At 52.9% G+C, this 2,996-nt stretch carries 2 rRNA genes (1 of these 2 cut by a window edge); both read left to right on the forward strand.

Annotation, left to right across the window (positions count from 1 at the left end):
- Window positions 1–2,726, forward strand: a 23S ribosomal RNA gene (locus tag L3N39_RS18815); it begins 165 nt to the left of the window's first position.
- Window positions 2,727–2,861: 135 nt separating this feature from the next.
- A 5S ribosomal RNA gene (rrf, locus tag L3N39_RS18820) occupies window positions 2,862–2,977 on the forward strand.
- Window positions 2,978–2,996 lie beyond the last annotated feature (19 nt).

A 2,996-nucleotide genomic window follows, 5' to 3' on the forward strand; every position in this document is an offset into this window, starting at 1 on the left:
TAGGTGCAAGAGGCGAACCAGGGGAACTGAAACATCTAAGTACCCTGAGGAAAAGAAATCAACCGAGATTCCCTTAGTAGTGGCGAGCGAACGGGGATTAGCCCTTAAGCTTCTTTGATCTTAGTAGAAGGCTCTGGAAAGTGCCGCCATAGTGGGTGATAGCCCCGTATACGAAAAGATCCTTGAAGTGAAATCGAGTAGGACGGCGCACGTGAAACGTTGTCTGAACATGGGGGGACCATCCTCCAAGGCTAAATACTACTGACTGACCGATAGTGAACCAGTACCGTGAGGGAAAGGCGAAAAGAACCCCGGAGAGGGGAGTGAAATAGAACCTGAAACCGTATGCGTACAAGCAGTGGGAGCCTACTTTGTTAGGTGACTGCGTACCTTTTGTATAATGGGTCAGCGACTTATTTTCAGTGGCGAGCTTAACCGAATAGGGGAGGCGTAGCGAAAGCGAGTCTTAATAGGGCGTTTAGTCGCTGGGAATAGACCCGAAACCGGGCGATCTATCCATGGGCAGGTTGAAGGTTAGGTAACACTGACTGGAGGACCGAACCGACTACCGTTGAAAAGTTAGCGGATGACCTGTGGATCGGAGTGAAAGGCTAATCAAGCTCGGAGATAGCTGGTTCTCCTCGAAAGCTATTTAGGTAGCGCCTCGTGTATCACTGCTGGGGGTAGAGCACTGTTTCGGCTAGGGGGTCATCCCGACTTACCAAACCGATGCAAACTCCGAATACCGGCAAGTGTCAGCACGGGAGACACACGGCGGGTGCTAACGTCCGTCGTGAAAAGGGAAACAACCCAGACCGTCAGCTAAGGTCCCAAAGTCATGGTTAAGTGGGAAACGATGTGGGAAGGCTTAGACAGCTAGGAGGTTGGCTTAGAAGCAGCCACCCTTTAAAGAAAGCGTAATAGCTCACTAGTCGAGTCGGCCTGCGCGGAAGATGTAACGGGGCTCAAACCATGCACCGAAGCTACGGGTTCAACGCAAGTTGAGCGGTAGAGGAGCGTTCTGTAAGCCTGTGAAGGTGAGTTGAGAAGCTTGCTGGAGGTATCAGAAGTGCGAATGCTGACATGAGTAACGACAATGCGAGTGAAAAACTCGCACGCCGAAAGACCAAGGGTTCCTGCGCAACGTTAATCGACGCAGGGTGAGTCGGTCCCTAAGGCGAGGCTGAAAAGCGTAGTCGATGGGAAACGGGTTAATATTCCCGTACTTCTGGTTACTGCGATGGGGGGACGGAGAAGGCTAGGCCAGCTTGGCGTTGGTTGTCCAAGTTTAAGGTGGTAGGCAGAGATTCCAGGTAAATCCGGAGTCTTAATGCCGAGAGCTGATGACGAGCTTTCTTTTAGAAAGCGAAGTGGTTGATGCCATGCTTCCAGGAAAAGCCTCTAAGCTTCAGGTAACCAGGAACCGTACCCCAAACCGACACAGGTGGTCGGGTAGAGAATACCAAGGCGCTTGAGAGAACTCGGGTGAAGGAACTAGGCAAAATGGCACCGTAACTTCGGGAGAAGGTGCGCCGGTGAGGGTGAATGATTTACTCAGTAAGCCCATGCCGGTCGAAGATACCAGGCCGCTGCGACTGTTTATTAAAAACACAGCACTCTGCAAACACGAAAGTGGACGTATAGGGTGTGACGCCTGCCCGGTGCCGGAAGGTTAATTGATGGGGTTAGCGCAAGCGAAGCTCTTGATCGAAGCCCCGGTAAACGGCGGCCGTAACTATAACGGTCCTAAGGTAGCGAAATTCCTTGTCGGGTAAGTTCCGACCTGCACGAATGGCGTAACGATGGCGGCGCTGTCTCCACCCGAGACTCAGTGAAATTGAAATCGCTGTGAAGATGCAGTGTATCCGCGGCTAGACGGAAAGACCCCGTGAACCTTTACTGTAGCTTTGCACTGGACTTTGAGCCTGCTTGTGTAGGATAGGTGGGAGGCTTTGAAGCGTGGACGCCAGTTCGCGTGGAGCCATCCTTGAAATACCACCCTGGCATGCTTGAGGTTCTAACTCTGGTCCGTCATCCGGATCGAGGACAGTGTATGGTGGGCAGTTTGACTGGGGCGGTCTCCTCCCAAAGAGTAACGGAGGAGTACGAAGGTGCGCTCAGACCGGTCGGAAATCGGTCGCAGAGTATAAAGGCAAAAGCGCGCTTGACTGCGAGACAGACACGTCGAGCAGGTACGAAAGTAGGTCTTAGTGATCCGGTGGTTCTGTATGGAAGGGCCATCGCTCAACGGATAAAAGGTACTCCGGGGATAACAGGCTGATACCGCCCAAGAGTTCATATCGACGGCGGTGTTTGGCACCTCGATGTCGGCTCATCACATCCTGGGGCTGAAGCCGGTCCCAAGGGTATGGCTGTTCGCCATTTAAAGTGGTACGCGAGCTGGGTTTAGAACGTCGTGAGACAGTTCGGTCCCTATCTGCCGTGGACGTTTGAGATTTGAGAGGGGCTGCTCCTAGTACGAGAGGACCGGAGTGGACGAACCTCTGGTGTTCCGGTTGTCACGCCCGTGGCACTGCCGGGTAGCTATGTTCGGAAGAGATAACCGCTGAAAGCATCTAAGCGGGAAACTTGCCTCAAGATGAGATCTCACTGGAGCCTCGAGCTCCCTGAAGGGCCGTCGAAGACTACGACGTTGATAGGCAGGGTGTGTAAGCGTTGTGAGGCGTTGAGCTAACCTGTACTAATTGCCCGTGAGGCTTGACCATATAACACCCAAACAATCTGACGATTGTGGGTCGGTCGAAGCCGACAACAGCCGAAAATTCGAATTGAACTGCAAAGCCAGCAATCACATACCCAATTCGCTGTAGCGACTCAACACCGATACAGCAACCAAATTGCTTGACGACCATAGAGCGTTGGAACCACCTGATCCCATCCCGAACTCAGCAGTGAAACGACGCATCGCCGATGGTAGTGTGGGGCTTCCCCATGTGAGAGTAGGTCATCGTCAAGCACCTATACCAAACCCCCGA

Source organism: Pseudomonas oligotrophica (assembly GCF_021726475.1).
GTDB classification, from domain to species: Bacteria; Pseudomonadota; Gammaproteobacteria; order Pseudomonadales; family Pseudomonadaceae; genus Stutzerimonas; species Stutzerimonas oligotrophica.